This is a genomic window from Micromonospora phytophila, from assembly GCF_023656545.1.
In the GTDB taxonomy this organism is placed as follows: Bacteria; Actinomycetota; Actinomycetes; order Mycobacteriales; family Micromonosporaceae; genus Micromonospora; species Micromonospora phytophila.
Genome location: NZ_JAMOKF010000385.1, coordinates 1 through 4,559, shown reverse-complemented (window position 1 = coordinate 4,559; position 4,559 = coordinate 1). Strand labels below are relative to the sequence as shown.

2 protein-coding genes are annotated in these 4,559 nt (G+C 77.7%); both read right to left on the bottom strand.

The genetic code is table 11. From position 1 onward, the window contains the following. Positions 1-2,587: ATP-dependent helicase (locus NCC78_RS27885; RefSeq protein ID WP_250798225.1), on the bottom strand; the 2,587-nt coding region annotated here is incomplete at its 3' end. Continuing rightward, positions 2,584-4,559, bottom strand: a 1,976-nt coding sequence (locus tag NCC78_RS27880; protein WP_250798224.1) for a PD-(D/E)XK nuclease family protein, incomplete at its 5' end; no start/stop codon positions are given. The genes NCC78_RS27885 and NCC78_RS27880, both read right to left, overlap by 4 nt.

Sequence of the window (4,559 nt, the reverse complement as noted above, 5' to 3'; positions counted from 1 at the left end):
CCAGCGCCGGCCGCCGGGCTCCCAGCGGGTCGGCCGGCCACTCGGCCCGGAGCACCACCTCGGTGGTCGGGTTGACCGCGTCCCCCGGCGGCTCCGGCGCCCACTCGTCCACCAGGTGCCCCGCCCCGCCGTCCAGGCAGGCGTCGTGCACCTCGCGCAGCAGCACCGACGGCCCGCGCGGACGCTTGGCGCCTTCGGCCCACCAGTAGCCGGAGCAGAGCAGCAGCCGGCGGGGGCGGGTGACCGCCACGTACGCCAGCCGACGCTCCTCCCGCTCGTCGTGCGCCCGCCAGGCGTCGACGAAGTCCTCCAGCGCCCGGGCCACCCCGCGCTGGTCCTCCGCCCCGGCCAGCCCCAGCCCGGGCAGCCCGTCGGCGTCCCCGCGCAGCGGGAACGGCAGCACGCCGAGCCCGCCGAGCCAGTGGTCGGAGTTGCGCACCTGCCCCGGCCACCCGCCGCGGCTCAGCCCGGCCACGGCCACCACGTCCCACTCCAGGCCCTTGGCGGCGTGGGCGGTGAGGATCTGCACCGCCCCCTCGACCACCTCCACCTCACCGGGGGTGAGGCCCCGCTCCTCGTCCTCGGCGGCGGCGAGGTAGGCCAGGAACCCCGACAGGGTCGCCCCGGGCGTCTCCCCGCCGAACCGGGCGGCGACGTCGCCGAGCGCGTCCAGGTGGCCCCGGGCCAGGCCGGCGTCGCCCGCGCCGTCCCGGCCGGCCCGCACCGCCACCTCCACGTCCAGGCCGATGGTCCGCTCGATGTCCGCGATCAGCTCCGGCAGGGACTGGTCCAGCCGGTACCGGAGCAGCCCCAGCTCCCGGGCGTACGCCCGCAGCCGGACGAAGCCCTCCGCCGAGTACGCCTGCGCCGGGCCAAGGTCGGCCAGCGCCTCCACCAGGGTCGCCTCGTCCAGCAGGTCCGGGGTGATCTCCGGGGCGTCGTCGTCGACCGGCTGCCGGCGGGCGGCGGCGATGGCCCGCGCCCGCCGGTGCAGCGCCACCAGGTCACGCGGCCCGATTCGCCAGCGGGCCCCGGTGAGCAGCCGCAGCAGCGCGGCCCCGTCGGTCGGGTCGGCCAGCACCCGCAGGGTGCACACCACGTCGCGGACCTCGGGGGTGTCCAGCAGGCCGCCCAGCCCGACCACCTCGACCGGCAGGCCCCGCTCGCGCAGCGCGGCGGAGATCGCCGGGATCTGGCTGCGCACCCGCACGAGCACCGCCGTGGTCGGGCGCTGGGGCACCGGGATGTGCTCGGGCAGCGCGCCCGGCATCCCGGCCGCGCCCCGCCAGGCGTGCAGCATGCTGTCGGCGATCCAGTCCGCCTCGTCGGCGTACGTCGGGAGCAGGGCGCAGTGCACGGTGCCGCCGGCGGCGCCGCGGGCGCTGCGGTGCGGTACCGGGTCCTTGACGCTCAGCGCCGCCCGCAGCTCCGGCACCCGGGCGCCGGCGGCGCGCAGCGGGGTGGCCAGGGCGTTGGCCACGCCGAGGATCTCCGGGCGGTTGCGCCAACTGGTGGAGAGGCTGAGCACCTCGGCCGGCGCGCCGTCGGCGCGGGCGAACTCGGCCGGGAAGCGGTCCAGGGTGCCGGCGCTGGCCCCGCGCCAGCCGTAGATCGACTGGCACGGGTCACCGACGGCGGTCACCGGGTGCCCGCCACCGAAGAGCGCGTTGAGAAGCACCACCTGGGCGTGGCTGGTGTCCTGGTACTCGTCGAGGAGCACCGCCCGGTAGCGGTCCCGCTCGATCTCGCCGACGCCGGGGTGGTCCCGCGCCACCCGGGCGGCCCGGGCGAGCTGGTCGGCGAAGTCCATCGCCTCGAAGTCCTCCTTGCGGCGCGCGTACGCCCGCACCAGCGGGAGGAGCTTCAGCCTGGTCTGCTGAAGGGCGAGGGCCTTGCGCACGTCGGCGTAGACCCGGCCGGGGCGGGACTGCACCTCGGCGAAGAAGCGGCCGGTCCAGGCGGCCAGCTCGTCGGGGTCGACCAGGTGCTCGTCCAGCTCGCCGGCGAGCGCCAGCACCGCGTCGGTGATCGTGCTGGGCATCCGGTCCACGGAGGACATGTCCCCGTCGTAGTTGCGCACCAGCAGGTCCACCAGCTGCCACCGGGAGGCCTCGGTGAGCAGCCGGGTGGAGGGCTCGTAGCCCGCCCGCAGCCCGTGCTCGGTGACGATCCGGCCCGCGTACGAGTGGTAGGTGGAGACGGTCGGCTCGCCGGCGAGCGGGTCGTCGAGCGGGTCGCGCCCCTGCCGGCCCAGCCGCCGCACCAGCTGGTCGAGCCGGGTACGCACCCGGTGCGCCAGCTCACCGGCGGCCTTGCGGGTGAAGGTGAGCCCGAGCACCTGCTCCGGCCGGACGTACGAGTTGGCCACCAGCCAGACCACCCGGGCGGCCATCGTCTCGGTCTTGCCGGAGCCGGCGCCCGCGACCACCAGCAACGGCTCCACCGGCGCGGCGATGATCGCCGCCTGCTCCCGGGTCGGGGCCGGCAGCCGGAGCAGCTTCGCCAGCTCGACCGGGGTGTACCGGGGGCCGGCGTCGGCCACCCGGGGCGCCGGGGTCACTGTGCTGAACAGGGCGGGCTGGGTCACGGGTTCTCCGGAGGGCGGACGGTCGGTGGCTCGACGACCTGGCGCCCCTGCCCGGACACCGGACAGCTCGTCCGCACCGGGCAGACCCGGCACTTCGAGTTGGCGACCGCGGCGAAGGTGGCGGCCGCCATCGTATCGGCGGTGCGCCGGACCAGCGCGGTCGCCCAGCCGGCCTCGGGGCCCTCCCCCGCCGGCGGCTGGCTCTGCTCCCTGGCGTCCTTTGCGCCGGTGCCGAGCTGCACCAGGGCCGCCCCACCCGACTCCTCGCCGTACTCGCCGAACGCCCCCGCCTCCACCGCCGCCTGGTACGCGCCCAGCTGCGGGTGCTCGGCCAGGTCGTGCGCGGTGACCGCGGTGGACTTGCCGGTCTTCAAGTCGACCACCACCAGCCGGCCGTCGGCGTCGATTTCCAACCGGTCCACCCGGCCGACCAGCTCGACCGGGCGGTGCGGGTCGTCGAGGCGGACCGCGAACTCGTGCTCGATGGCGAGCAGCCGGCGCGGGTTGGCCGCCAGCCAGCGCAGCAGCTTGTCGACCATGGCCTCGGCGCGGGCGCGCTCCGGGCCGACCATCCAGCGGGCGGCCAGCTCGATCGCGTCGAACCGGGCGGCGACGTAGTCCAGCAGCGCGCCCCGGTCGACGCTGGCGTCCTCGGCGAGCATCGCGGCGGCGTGCACCAGGTTGCCGACGCCCTGGGCGGTGCTGGTCGGGCCGCTGCCGCCGTGCCGCTCCAGCAGCCAGCGCAGGCTGCACCGCAGCGCGCTCTCCATGGCCGACGGGGTGACCCGGACGGGCTCCCCCTCGTCGACCAGCGGGCGGTCGTCGGAGAGCTGCCGCAGCCCCCACCAGTCGTCGGGGTGCGCGCCGGAGACCCCGGCGGCGGCGAGGCGGGCCAGCTCGGCCGCCGCCGCGTGCCGCCGGGCGTGGGAGGCGTCCGGGTCGCTGACCGCGGTACGCAGCTCCGCGACCAGCGCCGGCAGGGTGAGCGCCCGGGGCGGGCGGCTCACCGGCAACGTGCGGGACCCCTCCGACTCCCCGTCGCCGGGTGGCGCCCCTCCGCCGGGGCCGTCCGTCCGACCGGAGACAGGCGCTCCGTCACCCCGGCCGCCTTTCGCGTCGGACGGCGGCGGCCCGGCACCCGGGCCGTCCTCCGGACCGGAGGCAGGCGGCCCGTTGACGCCCGCGCCGTCCCTCGGGCCGGACCTGAGCGACCCGTCACCCGCGCCGTCCTCCGAGCCGGACGCAGGCCGCCCGTCACCCGCGCCGCCCTTCGGACCGGGCGGAGCCGGGAGGTCGGCCGGGCGGCCCTTCGGACCGGGCGGAGCCGGGCCGTCGCCCTCGGGGGACGTGGGGCCGAGTTCGTAGAGGAAGCGGCTCGGCTGCTCCTCGTGGTCGTCGCCGCCCACGGCGGCCGAGGCGACCGCGCTGACCAGCAGCCGCCGCCGGGCCCGGGTGACCGCGACGTGGAAGAGCCGCCGCTCCTCGTCGAGCAGCGCCGAGGTCTGCCCGACCAGGGTGGCCACCGTGCCGGCGCCGGCCGCCCGGCCGGCGAGCACGTCGACGAGGCGTTCGGAGCCGAGCAGGCTGCCGCGCAGCCGGAGGTCGGGCCAGACGCCCTCCTGCACCCCCGCCACGGCGACGAGATCCCACTCCAGCCCCTTCGCGGCGTGCGCGGTGAGCAACCGGACGGCGTCGCCCCGGTCGGCGGTCGGGGCGAGGGTGTCGGCCGGCAGGTCCTGGCCGAGGACGTGGTCGAGGAAGACCTCGGTCCGCGCGCCGGGCAACCGGTCGGTGAACCGGGCCGCGGCGTCGAAGAGCACCATGACCGCGTCCAGGTCGCGGTCGGCGGCCTCGGCCCGGCGGCGTCGGGCGACGTCCCCCTCGCCGGCCACCGCCGGGCCACGGCTGGCCGCCGCGGACCAGAGCTCGGCGAGCCCGCTGGCCCGCCAGACCGCCCAGAGCACGTCCTCGG